Here is a 16,482-nt window from a genome sequence, read left to right on the forward strand (position 1 = left end):
CTTTTTTCTTTAAAAATCATGGCAAACTTCAATACACAACTCGCAAAAGCAAAGCAATTGAAACCTGAAAAGATTTCGAGAGACCTTTTTAAGTTCATCCGAAGCATTGAAAAACAAATCCTGGATAAAAACAGAGAACAAATTTTTGAAAAAAGCCAAGACATACACGGCCAAGCCATTGGTTTTTATTCCTATGCCACAGAACAAATCACCAAAGGAAGAAAGAAACAAGGCGAACCTTTTGATGGTAAGGATTCAGGGGATTTTTTCAAACAAATGTACATGCAGGAAGTATCAGGAGTAATCCGTTTTGGTTCAAAATCGCCTCATTGGGTTGACATCCAAAAGTCAAAAAGCTGGCTATCGACTGATATTTTAGGATTGACAGACGAAAACCTAAAAGAGATTATCACTAATGATCTAACGCCATTTGTAATCAGTAATTACCGTAATATATTAGAATTATGACCTACAAAACATTAGAAACCACACCTTACAAGGTAGTTTTAAAAATAGTCAATGATCCTGTTTCAAATCTTCATTTACTCACCGATGAGGAAAATCCAGACTTTGAAAAGTTGGGTGAAATATGGATGAGTATTTACGAAGAATTGATTGCCCTGGACCCAAACAACGAATCAAACAAAATATTACATATAGAGCGTGAAATTTCGGCCTTAAAAGCCAAATACGACTTCATACAATTATCTGTTTGTGCCTTAGAATTCGATTACGATAAAGAATTGGCTGATATGCTTAGAGAGTTTGGTTACACCATTCGTGTTGATAATGAAAATTATTATCAAGACTTAGAACGTGTAAGAAGAGAGAGCAAAGCAATTCTAAACGTAATCAAAAGACACCAAAACAACCTACCAAAACAGGAAGAAGGCGAAGATTTCACCAAAGTAAATATCGATGAAGTACTGGCTTTTTATTGCACAGTTTTAAACGGAATGGATTTCGACTATAACACCGTAACCTATACCAAAGTAATGGCCTTGCAAAAGCAAGTATCTGAAAAAATAAAAGCAATCGAAGAAAACAACCGTAATATCAATAAATAAGCGATGGCAAAAGACGGATTAATAACCAGGAAAGATATAATCGAGGACCAAGCATTGACAATTGGTATCGATTACGCTGAAAACATGCAATTAGCTATTGCTGCCAATAAGCAGTTGGTCGCTTCATTGAAGGAAATGGCACCGTTAGTGAATTCTTTTCGAAATGTAAGCAACCAAAAAGAATACATTTCATTAAAGGAAAAAGAGAATACTATTACGCTTCAATCTATAGCTGCCAATAAATCTCTTGAAGCTTCAGAAACGGCTTTACAAAAGCAATTGCAACAGAATAATCAAGTTTGGAAAGAACAAAACCAACTTGAAACGGCTTTAATTTCCACAAAAAGAAAAAACGAATTAGCTACGGAATCAACCAATAGAGCCTTAGTTAAAGAGCGTATTTTATTAGCTGAGTCAAACAAAGAAATCAAACAACAAGCTAGGGAAAGTTTAGGTTTAGTTACTACCTACGAAAAATTAAACCGTGCCAGACTTGAAGCTCAAAAAAGACTAGCTGATTTACTTTCTGCTGAAAAGAAAAATACAGTTGAGATTATTATTGCTCAAAGAGAGTACGATAAACTTGATGCAAGGGTAAAAGCAGTTGATGCAGCTACCAAAAATTATTCTAAAAACATTGGTAACTATAGAAGCGCTTTTGATGGACTAAACACCACATTGAAAGAGCTTATCTCTACTTTCGGTTTGGTTACTGGAGTGGCTTTGTTTGGTACCATCATGAAGGATATTTTCGGTACTATAAAAGACTTTGACCGCCAGTTGATAGCTGTTGGAAAAACAACCAATATTACTGGAGAAGATTTAAAACAATTTGGTAGTGATGTAGTGGAGCTAGGCGAAAATCTTGACGGTATTTCAATAGATGGTTTATTGAAATCGGCTGAGGTTGCTGGAACATTAGGAGTAAAAGGAACAGACAATATTTTAAAATTCTCCACTGCTATTGAGAAATTGAAATTAACCTCTGATATCATTTCAGACGAACAAGTTCAAAACTTCGCTAAATTCATCGAGGTATCGTCAGATGGTTTCGAAAATGCAGATCGTTTGGCTTCTGTAATTACCGAGTTAGGAAACAACATGGCCACTACTGAAGCACAAGTTTTAAGTAATGCTACTGAGATTCAAAAAGGAGTTGCAGTTTACAATGCAGCTGCAGATGGTATTCTTGGAATTGGAGCAGCTACTTCTGCTTTAGGTTCTGAGGCCGAAAGTTCTCGAAGTGCAATCCAATCTACTTTTGCCGTAATCAATAATGCAGTTGCCACAGGTGAAAATTTAGAAAAGGTTTTAAAATTAACCGGTTTAACTCAAGCTGAATTATCAAAGCAATTCAATAAAGATGCCACCGGTGTTTTCCAGAAATTAGTAAAAGGATTGAGCGATGCTAAAGATGAAGGTCAAAACCTTTCTTTGGTATTGAATGATTTGGGTATTACAGAAAAAAGAGCTTTTACCGTGGTAGGTTCTTTGGCAGCAAATTATGAAGTTCTTGAAAACGCAATGTCTTTGGCTGATGCTGAGTATGAAAATAACATTGCCTTAAGTAAAGAAGTTGAAGCCGCTTCTCAAAGTATTGCTTCAATTATTGGAGATATCAAAGACGAATTCGAAGGTTATATTTTAGCTACTAATGATGCCAATTCAGGAACTGAAGCTATCACCAAAACACTTAAATTCTTTAGAGATAACCTAAAAGATATCATCAACGGGTTTTTAAAATACGGTTCGGTTGTGCTTACTTTTTTAGGAGTTCAAAAACTGGTGAACTTTGCAATAATTACCTATAACGCTTTAAAAGTCGCTGGTACTGCTGCACAAATATCATTCACCACTGCTACAGGAATTGGAACAGCTGCAATGAAAGCACAAGCCTTAGCAGCACAAGAAGCAACTGCTTCACAAACCGCCTTAAACACCGCAGTAAAAGCGACACCTTGGGGGGCGATTTTAGCAGCTTTATCTGCTGTAGTTGTGGCCTATATGGTATTTAATGATGAATTATCAAAGAACGAAAAACTCCTTATTCGTATAAACAATCAAACCAAACAACTACAAGAAACAGAAGCAATTTCTACTAAAGATAGAGATGCATCGAACGCAAAACATTTTAAAGCTATTGAAGATGAAATTGCGTTGAGACGTGCAAAAGGTGAAAACTCTAAAAAACTAGATGAAGAAGAAATTGCCAGAAAAAAAGAAATTATTCAAGCTACTTTAGATGTTTACAACGACCTCAAAAAAACAGAGATAGATCGTACCAAAAACCAAATCCAACAAAGTGAAGCTCGTATTGCTCAAATGGCAAAGGAGCGTGATGCTGGAGCAACTACAGGAAGACGTAGAGACGAATTAATTGACCAAATTGAAATTGAAAAAGAAAAATTAAAACTATCCAAAAGTGCCTTAGCTGAGAATTCCAAAATCACATCTGAAGAACAAAAAAGGTTAAATGGCTTACTGAATGATTTGGACAAAGAAAAAGCCATTAAAGATGCCAATTTCCAAAAAGAAGAATCAGACAAAGCTAAAAGAGCCCGAGAAAAAAGACTGAAAGAAGCCTACGATGCTGAGAAAAAAATACAAGACGACTTGTTTAAACTCACCCAATTTCGTTTACAGGTGGCCATCGATATGAATGAGGAAATTCTAAAAAACGATAAAGCCAGCCTTTCTGATCGTGTAGATGCTTTATCCGAGTACCAGCAATTAGTCACAGCCAAAAATAAAGAGGCTGCCGAATATGAGTTACAGCAATTAGGTAAATACAATGAGAAAACAGGAAAGTTAGTTCGTCAATTATCTGACACCGAAATCCAAACGTTATTGAATGAAGGTACCATTAAGAAAAGACTAACGTCTGAACAATTACTGATCCTGGAAAAGTTCCAAAAAGAACAATCTAAAATCAAAGAAAAAGGAAATGCTGAACGCCAAAGGATAATTGATAACGAAGCATCTTTAGTTCAACAACAAATTGATGCTGAATTAGCAAATAAAAATAACGAACTAAACAAAGTTATTGAAGCCGAAAATATAAAGTTTAAAGCGATTAATAAGGTAGAAAATCAAACACAAAGGGAAAGAGAAAAAGCAATTGAAGAACACGAGCGAAAGATTTATGAAATAAAAAAGAAATTTGCTCTAGATGCTCTTGAAATTCAAATAAAGGCTATTGAAAAAGAATTAGCATTAGACGCCGCTCGTCCAGAAAGAGAACAAATTTCCGCTGATAAAAGAAGAAATATTGAAGCTCAATTACAAGCAGCAAAAACCGAATACTCTCAGATTGGGTATGAGCAATATCTAGATCAAAGTGATGATTTAATCAAAAATGAAAAGATAAAAGCAGAACAAATATTAGATATTTCATCACAATTAACCTCCGCATTAACAGATTTATCCAATGCTATATTTGATGCCAAAATACAACAAATAGACTACGAGATTGAAAAAAATAATGAGTATTACGAACGTCAAATTGAATTAGCAGGTAATGACGAACGCCAAAAAACATTGCTCGAAAAAGAACGTGCCAAAAAAGAAAAAGAGCTTGAAAAGCAAAAACGTAAAGAACAACATAAAGCAGCTGTATTTGAAAAAGCATCTGCTTTAGCTCAAGCAAGTATTATGGCTGCTTTAGCAGTTCTTAATGCTTTGAATACTAAACCGTTTTTACCTATGGGGCCAATTATGGCAACAGTAGCAGGAGCATTAGGCGCGGTTCAGATTGGAGCAATTTTAGCTACTCCAATACCTAAAGCTTACAAATCCGGTCGTAAAGGTGGTCCTGCTGAGGCTGCAATTGTGGGTGATGGTGGTGTTCCTGAGGTCATATCACGTCCTGATGGTTCTGGCGCTCGAATCACGCCAAACAAACCTACACTTACTTATCTTCAAAAAGATGATGTAGTCCATAAGTCGGTGGCTGATTACAACGAGTACATGAGACGTTCTATCATGAAAGGATTTTATAAGGAAAAAGAAAAAGCTTCAACCTATCAAGTAATCAGTACAAGTAGTGATAATTCGGAGCTTTTGGATGAATTAAGAAAAAACACTGATGCCATCAAAAAACAAAAGACAAACGTCCAAGTGGTTAATAAAATCGATTTGGGCTTTGAAAATTACAGATGGTCTAATATTAACTGGAGATCATAATGGGAACAATTAATCACGGATACATTGACAGAGTAAAATACGTATTATTTTGCGAGCAGTTGGGATACGAAACCATCATCACAGAACCTATAGGCTGGGATAATGACAACAAAGAACTGGCTAGAGTTACGGATTACGATGGTATTATTGCGAAGTTCTCTAATTCCTTGAAATTCATCGGTGATGGTGCTGATTACATCACCCTGGCTTATGATTTGTACGATGTAATGGCCAGTATCAAATTGACAAAATACGAGCGCCATCCACGTACTGACAAATGGGTAAGAAGCTACTGGGGCTATCTGGACCTAATGACAAGGAAATGGGAAAGCAACCAGTTATCAGTGAAGTTCAATTCAGGCGGTTTGCAGGATGATATAAAATCACGTGAAGACGAAAACGTAGAGATCGACCGTACCACAACTATAAACGGATTGTCTATTGCTCCAATAGCCGAAAATGAAGTGTTTCTTCAAGGGAGAAGAATCTTTTTGAAATCAACATGGGAAGTGAAAAACACAGATAACAGCGTTTTTTTAGCGGTATATTCTAATGCAGGAAACACACGTTCTCAAACACAAGGTGTTCCTATGGCTTATACCGCCAGCTCACACGAACAAGGACAATTTGTATTGCCTGAAGCTAGAGGTGACGAAGTCACAGGAACAACAGGAATGATGTTTCTAGCAAATTTTGACCGTACCAGGGATATCAATATCAAAAGCGCAGGTTTTTCTTTTAAACCCACCATTATCGAAAGCGATTGGCAGTGGGCACATTTTAACTTTGCCGTATCAGTATATGAAAACGGAAGTGATTACAATTTAAAACACCGTACCAATATTTTTGTTGCTGGTGAAAACTCTACCACAACCCCTAATTTATGGGATATCAATAATAAAACCATTCAAATTCCTGCCTTTGATATTCCTATAACCGTAGAGGAAGGGGATAGTGTGGCTTTAGAGTTTATGATTAAAGCAGATTTAAAGAATTATACTGAAAATAGAGCTCGTTTTTATGTGCAAGTAAACGAAATTAAAGGTACGTTATACGCTGAGGAAGATTCTAATTTCCCAGCATCTACAGCCAAATGTTATTTGGCGCACGATTTACTTAACCAGCTCACGACCATTTGCGCCAATAAAAACAAAGTGTTTTATTCTGATTATTTTGGACGAACGGATTTAGGCTATCCAGTTGATGGTCCAGGAGCGTACATAGCAACCACTCATGGTTTTGCGGTTCGTGGCTTTAACAAGTTGCCATTGCCTGATCCTGATAACGGAGTGGAGAATTTATACAAGCCCTTGACTACTTCATTGCGTGATGCGCTGTCGTCTTTCAAAAGCGTTTTGAATGTAGGTGTAGGAATTGAAGAAATCAACGGAAAAGAACGAGTAAGGGTAGAGGATTTAAGCTATTTTTATAACAACAATGTTACAATTAAACTACCTAATCAAGTTAAAAAATTAACTCGAGCCACAGCAACAGACTATTACTGGCCTTCTATTGAAGTAGGTTATGAAAGCGGAGGGAATTATGAAGAAGCGCAAGGTCTTGATGAACCTAATGGGAAATCCAATTTTACCACATTTATCAACAAAGGCAAAAACGTATTTTCGCAATTATCAAAATACCGTGCTGATAGCTATGGTAAGGAGTTTGCTCGAAGAAAACCGTACGCAAAGTATCCTACCGAAGATACAAAGTACGATTCTGATGTGTTTTTGTTGGATCTATTTAAAAATCCAGCAGGAAATTTTGAAGAAAGACTTTGGTTTAATAAATATGACAGATCAAAGGATGATTTTGATAAAGCGCCTACTGGAATATTCTCTCCAGAAACAGCAACCAATTTGCGGTTTTCACCTTTCAATATGTTGCTTCGTCACGGATGGATATTAGCAGCTAGTTTGAAAAAGTTTGCTACCGAGAAAATCCGTTACGGGTCCTCAACAGCCAACAGCCAATTAAAAACCCAATTAATAGGAGGGAATGAATATGCCGAAAATGGCGATATCATCAATACAGAAATAGGAAAACCTCGATTTGTAAGCGAATGGATAGAGTTTGAACACGAATGCAATTTTGATATCATGCAAATGGTACAAGGAACCACTAAAATAAATGGAAAAGTAATTCAAAACTTCTATGGTACCGTGGAATTCATCAACGAAAGAAACCAAATCGAAAAAGGATTCCTTTTCAACCTCAAACCCAACGAAAGCAAGTGGAAATTATTAAAGTCTAACCGATAAAATCTAATAGTATGGCTTATTCAAAAATAAGAATCGAATTTATAACCGTACCTGCTGAAAACAGCGTTTTGCAGTTTACAGATACCAGTTTTGGAACACCATTAGTAATGAGAGAGGTTTTCAAAACCACCCGAACTACATCAATGCAAGCAAAATTACCAAGAAAAACAGGCTCATTCTATCATGAGTATATGCCGTATAATTACAGAGATGCTTTTGTTTTAGATTATAACTTTTTTGGATATTTCACAAATGTTGTCACTAGAGGAAGTACGGGCACTGGTACGGGTTCCATCGAAATTACAGCAACTTATCCAGGTGCACAATTTCAGTTGATAGAAAAACCTGAAGGTGTAAACGTGGTAATAACAAATGAAGATGTAGCACCAATATTCGAATTTGTTTCCGCTGGATATTCCACTGCATCATCACCGCAAACACACGTTAGATTAAATGTTGAAACTAGTGTTTTGGCTACTAAAATAGTAAGTCCAGTAGTAGCTAATAATACTGACAATCCGTTTTATTTAGATTTAATCAGGGGTTCATCAGGATGGCTAAATTTGGAAGATGCTAATGGAAATGATATTGGTACATTCTATAAAATGCCTGATGTGTTAGACCCTGCTAATTTTTCAATCAACATCAATGCTACACCTTTTGGTGGTACGGTCACTATTACCGAAAAAAACATAACCGATTTGGTTCTGGAGTATTCCCTGGACAATATTGATTTTCAATCTGAAAACATTTTTAGTGGTTTATTGGTTGATGATTATACTTTATATATCAGGGATAGCTATGGTGCTCAAATCCAAATGACTTTTTCTATTACTGAATTCGGAATCCAAACCCCTTATTTTTACATATCCGAAAGCAATTCCATACGTTTTGCCAACCGTGTGAACTGGGGTGATGCTGCCAACTATAAAAATGACGAAAACACCTTAGGTTGTGAAGTTGAGGTGGGAATTCCTTATTGTGGTTGTCAAAGGTTTAAATCGGCCAACGTGATTACAACTCAGTTCAAATCGAATTATGAAACCAATACCGTAACCATCATTAAAGAAGATGGTACAGCGGTGAATGTTCCCGTTGTCAAAAAATCCAATAACATTGGAGTACGAGACAAAAGAGATGCATTCAAATATTCATTAGGCAATGGCAAAGTAGGTATTTATTTCATTGAAGGAAACATATACGATTATGAAACCAATGCTATTACGGGCACGCATACCCTAAACGGTACACTACCTGAATGGGCAATTGCAGGAGGATATGTAAATATAGGCAGCGCTTGGTTTACCATTGACGAAATTTACTATGACGAAACCAAAGGCGCTGATGTAATTGTATATGCTGAAAACTATTCAGGAGCCGAAATTTCCGTTGTAGTAGGATCCATTTACAATACTTTTAATTTCGAAATTTACGAGTTTGTGATTGATATGGTGGACTATTTGAACCAAAAAATTCAGGTAAAAATAGAAAACACCGATGCTGTTTTTGAACCAGTAACCCATTTGAGCGAAAAACTAGAAATAGCTGTCAATTTCCCTAAGAACGTAGAGATTTACTACTGGAACGATGATAACACCGATGTGTTTTATGCTACTGGTATTCGTCACTTGATTAATGTGGCGCTTACTAAAGAAGAAGGAGTAGTAGATGAGGAAAGCGAAGCTTATAAAACCGACACTACGGCCATCTTATTGAGTGCTCAATTGCATAAGATGAAAAAATTCACCTTTGAACCACAAAGCGAGGGGATCTGGTGGAAAATGATGGTTGCATTATCACACAAAAACGTGTTTATCAATGGTGTTCAATATGTGAAAAACGGGAACTTTGAAACCGAAGGCGCTTTGGATGATTCTAACTTATATGTGCTCAAAGCGACCATGCTTAAAACAGGAATTGTATATAATGCAGATAGTGCTACAGGGGATGATTTCAATACCAGTAGTATCGAGATACCAGGATTAATCGAAACCGAAATTGGATTTTTGGAGTATTAATATATAATTAACATCGAAAATTGTATATAAATTTTACAGATTATTGTATAAAACAAAAAACGGATAACTTCAAGGCTATCCGTTTTTTTATTTGTTTTACTCGAAGTAGTAATCAACTTATAGGTTTAGTTTTTTTATCTATTGCATTTTTATTACATGTGTCACAGTTTTTTATTTTAACCTTTTTAAAATTTGAATATCCCTGATAAGTACAATAATCGCATTCTTTAGGTCCTATAATGTTAAAATCTAACCTCATGAAATAACCTGATTCGGATTCATAAAAAGCCCCTGTATCAACATCTTTAAAAAACAATGGAATATTACTCATTTTTTCTACTCTTTTTTAAATGCAACACTTGTTTTTTGGTTTCATCATCAATAACATGAAGGTGCTTATGTTCGTGATAATGTACTGATTTATCAACAAAAGTATATTTATCCTTATCGCTTTTACCAAACAAAGCTGCGCCTATTGTTTTAGCCAAAAGCCAACAACCGCCCACGCAAAGCACAAAGAGGAAAATAATAAAATCCATAACTCCAAAATTACAAATAAATCATTTCCTACGGTTTTCTTTAGCTTAATTTGTGTTGATTTTTACATTATTATTATTTAGACTAAATAAAAATAGAATAAATTTAATTACATTTGTTTAGTTAAAAAATAGATACAGATGGCTTTAGAGGAACAAATATTAAATTATGTAAGGAGCATCAACCAAACCTTAATTCTTTGGAAGGCAAACGCTAAAAAAGCAGAAGAATTACCCGAAATGGAAACGGTGAATCCAGATGCTTTAGTAATTGTTTCCGAACAAGTTGCAGGGATATATACTTCCAAGAAATTAACACTTCAAAAACTAATTGAAAGCCTTAGTTTATCGGGGCAAAATAATAAAGTTCGTGAAGTCATATTAGGCAGCATCACCGAAGCTCACGACCTTAACTACCTTCTGGAAAATACAGGAATTACCGTTACCGAAGACGAAATGGTAATCCTCACCGCATTAGCCACAGTAAACGCAACTTTAGTACAAAGACAGTTTTTGTGGAAACTAGGAAAAGGAGAATTTAACCCTATAGGTTCTACGGATATCAATACCAAATTAATCGAATTACAACCTCGTTTTATCAACGAAATAGTAGCTGACGAACTCACCTCTTCACCTATTGCCATTGTGTATGATTTTGGTACAATTACCGACCCTATTTTAGACGTTATCAATACAGCAGATCCTGCACGTGATTATACCGATGATGAAAAGATTTACTACATCCGTGCCATAAAGGACGATGTAAAACTACTATACAATTTTATTGGTATTAACGGAATTTACGGTGATGGAGAGGACCAAATGACCGAGGATGACTTGGTGTTGGTTTATTCCAGTTCCAATGCCGATATGACCGATGTTTTAAATACCAAACTCGACAAAGGCACCTACACAGGCAATGCCGATGATTTGTTGCAAGAAGCCAAAGACTACGCAGACACGCAAGATACAGCAACGCTAGCAACTGCAAATTCATATACTGACAGCGTTGCAGCAAACAAAGTCGATAAAGACGGTGCAAAAGTCCTTTCAGATAACAACTACAGTACTGCCGAAAAAAACAAACTAGCCAGTATTGATGCTACCCATTATTTAGCACCATTACAGAGTTTAGCCGATTTATCAGCTATGCCACAAGCCAGTATTAGCGACAAAGCAAGGGTATATGTTGAAAATGATTTAAGCGATTATTTCTATGATGCTACGGCTTCGAGTGGTGATGTTGCTCCAGACGATCAAGTAGGCGGTGTTGGTTTTTGGCGAAAAGTAGCTGTAGGAGGTGAAACACCAACTTCTATCAAAACCAAATACGAAAGTAATGCTGATACCAATGCTTATACAGATGCTGATAAAGCCAAAGTAACAGCAATAGACCAATCCGTTTCTAGTGCTGAAAAAACAATTTGGAATGGTAAAGTAGATGCTTCTGGAGTTTTAGCAACAATATTATCAGGACTTTCAGCAGCTTCAGGAACATTCACTTCTAGTGATACGGTGTTGACAGCTTTTGGTAAGATTAAGTACTTGATTGATAATATCGCTACGACTTATCAGGCTATTCTAACCGACGTAAACTTTGGAACATTCATCAATGGATTGACAGCGAAAACTACACCTGTAGATGCTGATTTCGATATTATAATGGATTCAGCAGATTCTAATAAATTAAAAAAAGTTTCTTGGGCGAATCGTAGAGCTGCTTCAAAAACGTATAACGATACGCTTTACGCTCCTAAATTCACCCCTGTAGTTTCCATTGGTTCAAACACAACACTTGACGATACCTACAACGGCAAAGTGATATTATTAACTGCCAATGCTACAATTACGTTGCCTAATGGTTTGGCGACAAACTTTGGAGTAACAATCTCGACTAAGACAGGTGTTACGCTTACTTTGTCACTTGGTGGCTCAGTAACGCTTTTAAATAATACTGGTACTACAATGTCTGAAAAGCTGTCATGTACATTATTAAATACTGGAACTGCAAATGAATATTTAACCGCTGGAAATTTATAATTATGAATTTATTTCAAAGACAAATATTTGGAACTAAGAAAAACACATATAACCCTTTGTTTAGGTATAATGCAAGTGTGCAAAACGGAGCTGTTTATAACGACGTTTCTGGTAATAATAATAATGGTCTGGCAATTAGCACAGTTCCAACATATAGAACTCAACCGTGGACGAGTGACACAAATTATGATTATTATGGTAATAACGCGCCATTTTCAATACCAGTATCTCTGGGTAATTTATTCTGCTCTAGTACAAATAAATTTTCATTAATGACAGGAGATTATCCAGATAACGGAGGAACTTCTGCTGGTCAAAAACAAACCATTATTAGATATGGTACTGGAACTAATGTGAATTGTAATTTATGTATTTACAACGAATACACCGCTTCCGGGATTTACAATATTGTGGTAAACATAAGAGGTTTGAATACAACAGTATTGACAGGGGTTACAAGATTAAAACGAATTATTCAGTTTACATGGGATGGTTTTACAGCAAAAATACATGTGGAAGGTAATCTTTACACAGTTCCAATTGGTTCTAATTCAGAAATCACAGGATTATCTATAACGTGTTATAATAATTATAAAGGAGAGTTCTCTGAGATAAATGGATGGGATAAGTCATTTAGCCAAAGTGAATTAGCTGTTATTAGGTCTATGAGAAATTTTACCTACGGAGTGGTATTGTAATAACTTTAAATTCAAAATATTCAATATATTAAAATATGATACAAACTAAAACAGAAATCCATTACAATCTAAGAGGTGGTAAAATTGGAAAAATAAGAATAGAATTATCTAATCCTGTTGTCGATGATGCTGGAAACACAACATATACAGTGACAGATTGGAAAATTGACGAAGCAGGTAATAGGTCATTTGTAGAATCGAAACCAATCCCTAAAACCGCTGCTGAAATTGATTTTTTGGATAACTACATTGAGCAAAATTATCCAGAGGTTTTGCAATTGCCAAAAACACAACGAGAGCGTAAAAAAATGCAAATCGGTTTGATGCTTGATACTAAAACTAATTTGTTACCAAGTGGCAAAACTATCTATGAATTGACAGCTAATGACTGGGAGTTTACTCCTGACCCCGTAATTGAATAAACCATGCTAGGCTCTACATCTATATACTTCCACCAAGACAGCAACACCTTACTAGCTAAGTGGGCGTTTGTTTACAATTTACTTTCTGCCAAAGGATATAGTGTAGCTGAAATTATGATTTATAAAAAAGCGTATGAGTATTTCTGCCAAAATCCATCGCAGTATGACGGAGCAACGATTGTAAAGGATTTGGTTGATATACCAGGATTAGATTTAGATGCCATGCTTCACGATTACCATTACATCGTTTTCAATGCAGGAGCCAATTTTGCAACCAAATTCAAAGTTGACTGGCTATTCGCCAAAGGCACAGAGCGAAAAGGCAAAGGCTTATATAGCGCCTATTCTCGATTCATAGGCTTGACAATTACAAGTGTGGGATTTGTGCCGTATGCTTTTATCAAGCGAGGAAAAACAATAAACAAAACCGAAATCAATAATCATTATAAAACACTTTTAACCCCATGAAAGAAATATTAACACACTCCATCATTAAGCCAATTTCATTAGCAGTAATACCCCCAAGTATCGCAATAGCTCCAGTTGTAAACTTAAAAGAAGTCGTTTTTATTTTGGTGGTTTTATTTTTAATTGATTTTGCCACAGGATTACTTTCGTCATACTTCACTTGGGCGGAAAAAGCACCAAAAGGAAAATACTTTTTTGGACAATCAGGTGGTTTTTCAAGTGACAAATTCAAAAAATGTTTTGTCAAAGGAATCATTTACGGAGGATTCCCACTCGTTGTGTTGAAATTCCAACAAACATTTCTAATCAAAAACATGAGTTTTTCGTCAATCACTGATGTACAAATTGATATTACTACTATATGCTTACTGGTATTTTGTGCCAATGAACTATTCTCAATCTTTTGGGAGAACCTACCCAATTGCGGTTTGAACATTCCTAAAGGGATTCGAGATTTGATTTTAGGAGTAAAAAAAATTAACGATAAAGAAGAAGAATAGCCATGGACTTAGCCACCAAATACAAAACGATTTTCAATAAATACTACGTAAACACAAAATTACGTAGAGCGCATTTTTTATCTCAAATAGGTCACGAAAGTGGGTTCCAGCTGAAAAGAGAAAATTTGTACTACACCAAAATTGAAGGCTTACGAAAAAACTTCAAATCTCCATTTAAAGGAAAAACAGATGGGTTTGTTTCTCAGTACTTAAGAAATCCTGAAAAACTGGCCAACTATGTTTATGCTAATCGAATGGGTAACGGAGACGAAGCTTCAGGTGATGGATGGAAATACAGAGGTGGTGGCTATTTGCAAAACACAGGTAAAAATCAGTACCAACATTTAACAGATGTTACAGGAATTGATTTTGTTGGCCAACCTAATTTAATCCTCGAAGAACCAAATGCAATCATAGCAGCATTAGTGTATTGGAACGACAACAATTTGAATGTTTTAGCCGATAAAGATGATATTGATGGTATTAGTGATATTGTCAATATTGGAAGAAAAACAATCGCTTACGGTGATGCAAACGGATTCGCTCACCGAAAAATCCTTTTAGACCATTTTAAATCAGTAGCCTAATGAGAACAATACTCTACATCCTAATCTTGATCACCGCAGTGTGGTTGATGCATTGTAACTAAAATTATTTACTTATGACTACAATTATCAATAACTGGAAAACAATAGCAATAATGGTACTCCTTGCAACTGTAGTGTGGTTTTACAAAGACTACCAATTCCAAAAAACAGAGAACCAGCGACAAAGCGAAAATGCTTCACAGCTCCGAAAAGCCGATAGCCTACGTTTTACCAGTCAAAATTTGACTATTGCAGAAATTAAAGATTACTTACAATACCAAAATCCAGATTTGCAAAAAAAATTAGAAAACAACAATATCAAACTCGGACGAATTGAAAGTATTGTTTCCTCTAATTATCAATATCGTGACACCATCAAAAAAGAAAAGGATGTTACAGAGTTAGTCGATGCCATCAAAAAAGCAATTCCAAAAACACAATCCTGGACAGACACCTCTCAATGTTTAACCATAAAAGGCAACGTTTCCTTTGATGGCCAAAAATTAAAAGTCACCGTCAATGACAGAGAATTCAAAAACAAGTCTGACGGAGTAGCCTACTGGCAAAGACGACAATGGTCCTTTTTAGGAATAAAAACTCGTTTCCTTGGTAAAAAAGAATTCACAGCAAAACAATTTGATGAATGTGGCCAAAGCCAAGTTTTAAGAATTCAAAAAAAAGAGTGATGTTTAATGTAACGAAAGGAGGGCGGTAATCTGATCAAAGGGAGTTTCGAAAGATTCTCCCCTTTTTTTGTAAAAAAACTTCAAAATAAATTTGGATTCAAGTAGCAAATTTGCTACTTTTGAATCATCAAATAATCAGAACTGCGGGGTCAGCAGCATAAACACGACGAAATGGTTATGAAAGCAACAATCACACTTCAGGAACTTGCTACAAAATTAAACGGTAAATATTGGGAAAAAGGAGACTTGAAAAGGGTTTACTTAGAAGAAGGTTACAACACTAAAAAAATGAGTACTAAAACTTATGTGTATGAGCGTAAGGACGGGACTTTTGGGGTAAGTTGTAGAATTGAATGTCCTTCTCAAAATGACAATTGGATTACTTCTCAGGAAGATATGATTATTGAAGGAGTGGAAAAAGCAATTGAAGAAATTTTGAATCCAGTAGATGAAAATGAAGTTGTTGAAGTTAAAGAGAAAAACATTCAAGAGGAATTGTCTAAAGGATTAGCCGAAATTAAATCACTTAACAGTGAAAATATAGGTGATTATCTTAAGAAATTAAATTTCCATATTTCTTCTACAAATCATCCTTTACTTTGGAATATTAATTTTAATCTATTTCAGTTAAAAACAAACCAAAGGTTTTTAAACGAAAAAGATGATTACGCTCCTATGATTTACAGTAATTCTTTTGAGAGAGTTTTTTTTAAGCGTGAACGCTCATCAAACGAACCTTTTTCAGAAAAATTAGGAGTTGTAAAAGTAGGCGAAACTAAAGTTGAGTTCGAGGATGTTTTGGATTTTGTTTTTTTAAGAAAACAAGGCACAAACGGACCAAATAAAAAAAACGTTTATGTTGTAAAAGAAATTCCAGAACATATTACAGATAAATTAAATGCTGTACTTGAAGAAGAAAAAGCAAAAAGAAAAATTGAGTTAGAAAACAGAATAGCTCAATATACTACAGAACTAGCCGATTCAATTGAAAAATTCAAAGCGTCTAAGTTATGATTA

14 protein-coding genes are annotated in these 16,482 nt (G+C 35.4%); 13 read left to right on the top strand and 1 reads right to left on the bottom strand.

Translation table 11 applies throughout. From position 1 onward, the window contains the following. The first annotated feature begins 18 nt into the window (after positions 1-18). The 5 genes from K5R64_RS05615 to K5R64_RS05635 are packed head-to-tail and all read left to right on the top strand — an operon-like array spanning position 19 to position 9,528. Positions 19-468 carry a hypothetical protein gene (locus K5R64_RS05615; protein WP_220761684.1) on the top strand — a complete coding sequence of 150 codons (450 nt, stop codon included), beginning with the start codon at positions 19-21 and terminating at the stop codon, positions 466-468. After that, positions 465-1,067, top strand: coding sequence for a hypothetical protein (locus K5R64_RS05620; RefSeq protein WP_220761686.1), 603 nt, complete (start codon positions 465-467; stop codon positions 1,065-1,067). Before K5R64_RS05615 ends, K5R64_RS05620 begins: the two co-directional genes overlap by 4 nt. A gap of 3 nt (positions 1,068-1,070) precedes the next feature. Further along, complete coding sequence (locus tag K5R64_RS05625) at positions 1,071-5,249, top strand: hypothetical protein (RefSeq protein ID WP_220761688.1); 4,179 nt, start codon at positions 1,071-1,073, stop codon at positions 5,247-5,249. Then, complete coding sequence (locus K5R64_RS05630) at positions 5,249-7,510, top strand: hypothetical protein (protein ID WP_220761690.1); 2,262 nt, start codon at positions 5,249-5,251, stop codon at positions 7,508-7,510. Before K5R64_RS05625 ends, K5R64_RS05630 begins: the two co-directional genes overlap by 1 nt. A gap of 11 nt (positions 7,511-7,521) precedes the next feature. Next, on the top strand, positions 7,522-9,528 hold the full coding sequence (locus tag K5R64_RS05635; protein ID WP_220761692.1) for a hypothetical protein: 2,007 nt from the start codon (positions 7,522-7,524) through the stop codon (positions 9,526-9,528). Positions 9,529-9,851: 323 nt separating this feature from the next. Here the strand turns inward: K5R64_RS05635 and K5R64_RS05640 are convergent, their stop codons facing one another. Beyond that, positions 9,852-10,067: a hypothetical protein gene (locus K5R64_RS05640; RefSeq protein WP_220761694.1), complete on the bottom strand. Its 216-nt coding sequence runs from the start codon at positions 10,065-10,067 to the stop codon at positions 9,852-9,854. A gap of 138 nt (positions 10,068-10,205) precedes the next feature. On the opposite strand from K5R64_RS05640, the gene K5R64_RS05645 reads away from it, so the two are divergent. The 8 genes from K5R64_RS05645 to K5R64_RS05680 all read left to right on the top strand — a co-directional run bounded on the left by K5R64_RS05645 (position 10,206) and on the right by K5R64_RS05680 (position 16,479). Next, entirely contained in the window at positions 10,206-12,104 is a 1,899-nt protein-coding gene (locus tag K5R64_RS05645) for a hypothetical protein (protein WP_220761696.1), read from the top strand. Between the two features lie 272 nt (positions 12,105-12,376). Next, positions 12,377-12,802, top strand: coding sequence for a hypothetical protein (locus K5R64_RS05650; protein WP_220761698.1), 426 nt, complete (start codon positions 12,377-12,379; stop codon positions 12,800-12,802). Between the two features lie 35 nt (positions 12,803-12,837). Next, on the top strand, positions 12,838-13,224 hold the full coding sequence (locus tag K5R64_RS05655) for a hypothetical protein (RefSeq protein WP_220761700.1): 387 nt from the start codon (positions 12,838-12,840) through the stop codon (positions 13,222-13,224). Between the two features lie 3 nt (positions 13,225-13,227). Then, positions 13,228-13,692: a hypothetical protein gene (locus tag K5R64_RS05660; RefSeq protein WP_220761701.1), complete on the top strand. Its 465-nt coding sequence runs from the start codon at positions 13,228-13,230 to the stop codon at positions 13,690-13,692. After that, positions 13,689-14,192 (top strand): phage holin family protein, encoded by a 504-nt coding sequence (locus tag K5R64_RS05665; protein ID WP_220761702.1) that lies wholly within the window; start codon positions 13,689-13,691, stop codon positions 14,190-14,192. The genes K5R64_RS05660 and K5R64_RS05665 overlap by 4 nt, the downstream gene beginning before the upstream one ends. Before the next feature lie 2 nt (positions 14,193-14,194). Beyond that, on the top strand, positions 14,195-14,779 hold the full coding sequence (locus tag K5R64_RS05670; RefSeq protein WP_220761703.1) for a glycoside hydrolase family 19 protein: 585 nt from the start codon (positions 14,195-14,197) through the stop codon (positions 14,777-14,779). A 74-nt stretch (positions 14,780-14,853) separates the two neighbouring features. Next, positions 14,854-15,465 (top strand): hypothetical protein, encoded by a 612-nt coding sequence (locus K5R64_RS05675; protein WP_220761704.1) that lies wholly within the window; start codon positions 14,854-14,856, stop codon positions 15,463-15,465. A 177-nt stretch (positions 15,466-15,642) separates the two neighbouring features. Further along, entirely contained in the window at positions 15,643-16,479 is an 837-nt protein-coding gene (locus K5R64_RS05680; RefSeq protein WP_220761705.1) for a hypothetical protein, read from the top strand. Positions 16,480-16,482: the final 3 nt, after the last annotated feature.

The organism is Flavobacterium sp. UMI-01 (assembly GCF_019656315.1).
GTDB lineage: Bacteria > Bacteroidota > Bacteroidia > Flavobacteriales > Flavobacteriaceae > Flavobacterium.

Bases quoted from the DNA above. Each gene is read 5' to 3' on its own strand.
- K5R64_RS05615 (WP_220761684.1), top strand. From the start codon at position 19: ATGGCAAACTTCAATACACAACTCGCAAAAGCAAAGCAATTGAAACCT.
- K5R64_RS05620 (WP_220761686.1), top strand. From the start codon at position 465: ATGACCTACAAAACATTAGAAACCACACCTTACAAGGTAGTTTTAAAA.
- K5R64_RS05625 (WP_220761688.1), top strand. From the start codon at position 1,071: ATGGCAAAAGACGGATTAATAACCAGGAAAGATATAATCGAGGACCAA.
- K5R64_RS05630 (WP_220761690.1), top strand. From the start codon at position 5,249: ATGGGAACAATTAATCACGGATACATTGACAGAGTAAAATACGTATTA.
- K5R64_RS05635 (WP_220761692.1), top strand. From the start codon at position 7,522: ATGGCTTATTCAAAAATAAGAATCGAATTTATAACCGTACCTGCTGAA.
- K5R64_RS05640 (WP_220761694.1), bottom strand. From the start codon at position 10,067: ATGGATTTTATTATTTTCCTCTTTGTGCTTTGCGTGGGCGGTTGTTGG.
- K5R64_RS05645 (WP_220761696.1), top strand. From the start codon at position 10,206: ATGGCTTTAGAGGAACAAATATTAAATTATGTAAGGAGCATCAACCAA.
- K5R64_RS05650 (WP_220761698.1), top strand. From the start codon at position 12,377: ATGACAGGAGATTATCCAGATAACGGAGGAACTTCTGCTGGTCAAAAA.
- K5R64_RS05655 (WP_220761700.1), top strand. From the start codon at position 12,838: ATGATACAAACTAAAACAGAAATCCATTACAATCTAAGAGGTGGTAAA.
- K5R64_RS05660 (WP_220761701.1), top strand. From the start codon at position 13,228: ATGCTAGGCTCTACATCTATATACTTCCACCAAGACAGCAACACCTTA.
- K5R64_RS05665 (WP_220761702.1), top strand. From the start codon at position 13,689: ATGAAAGAAATATTAACACACTCCATCATTAAGCCAATTTCATTAGCA.
- K5R64_RS05670 (WP_220761703.1), top strand. From the start codon at position 14,195: ATGGACTTAGCCACCAAATACAAAACGATTTTCAATAAATACTACGTA.
- K5R64_RS05675 (WP_220761704.1), top strand. From the start codon at position 14,854: ATGACTACAATTATCAATAACTGGAAAACAATAGCAATAATGGTACTC.
- K5R64_RS05680 (WP_220761705.1), top strand. From the start codon at position 15,643: ATGAAAGCAACAATCACACTTCAGGAACTTGCTACAAAATTAAACGGT.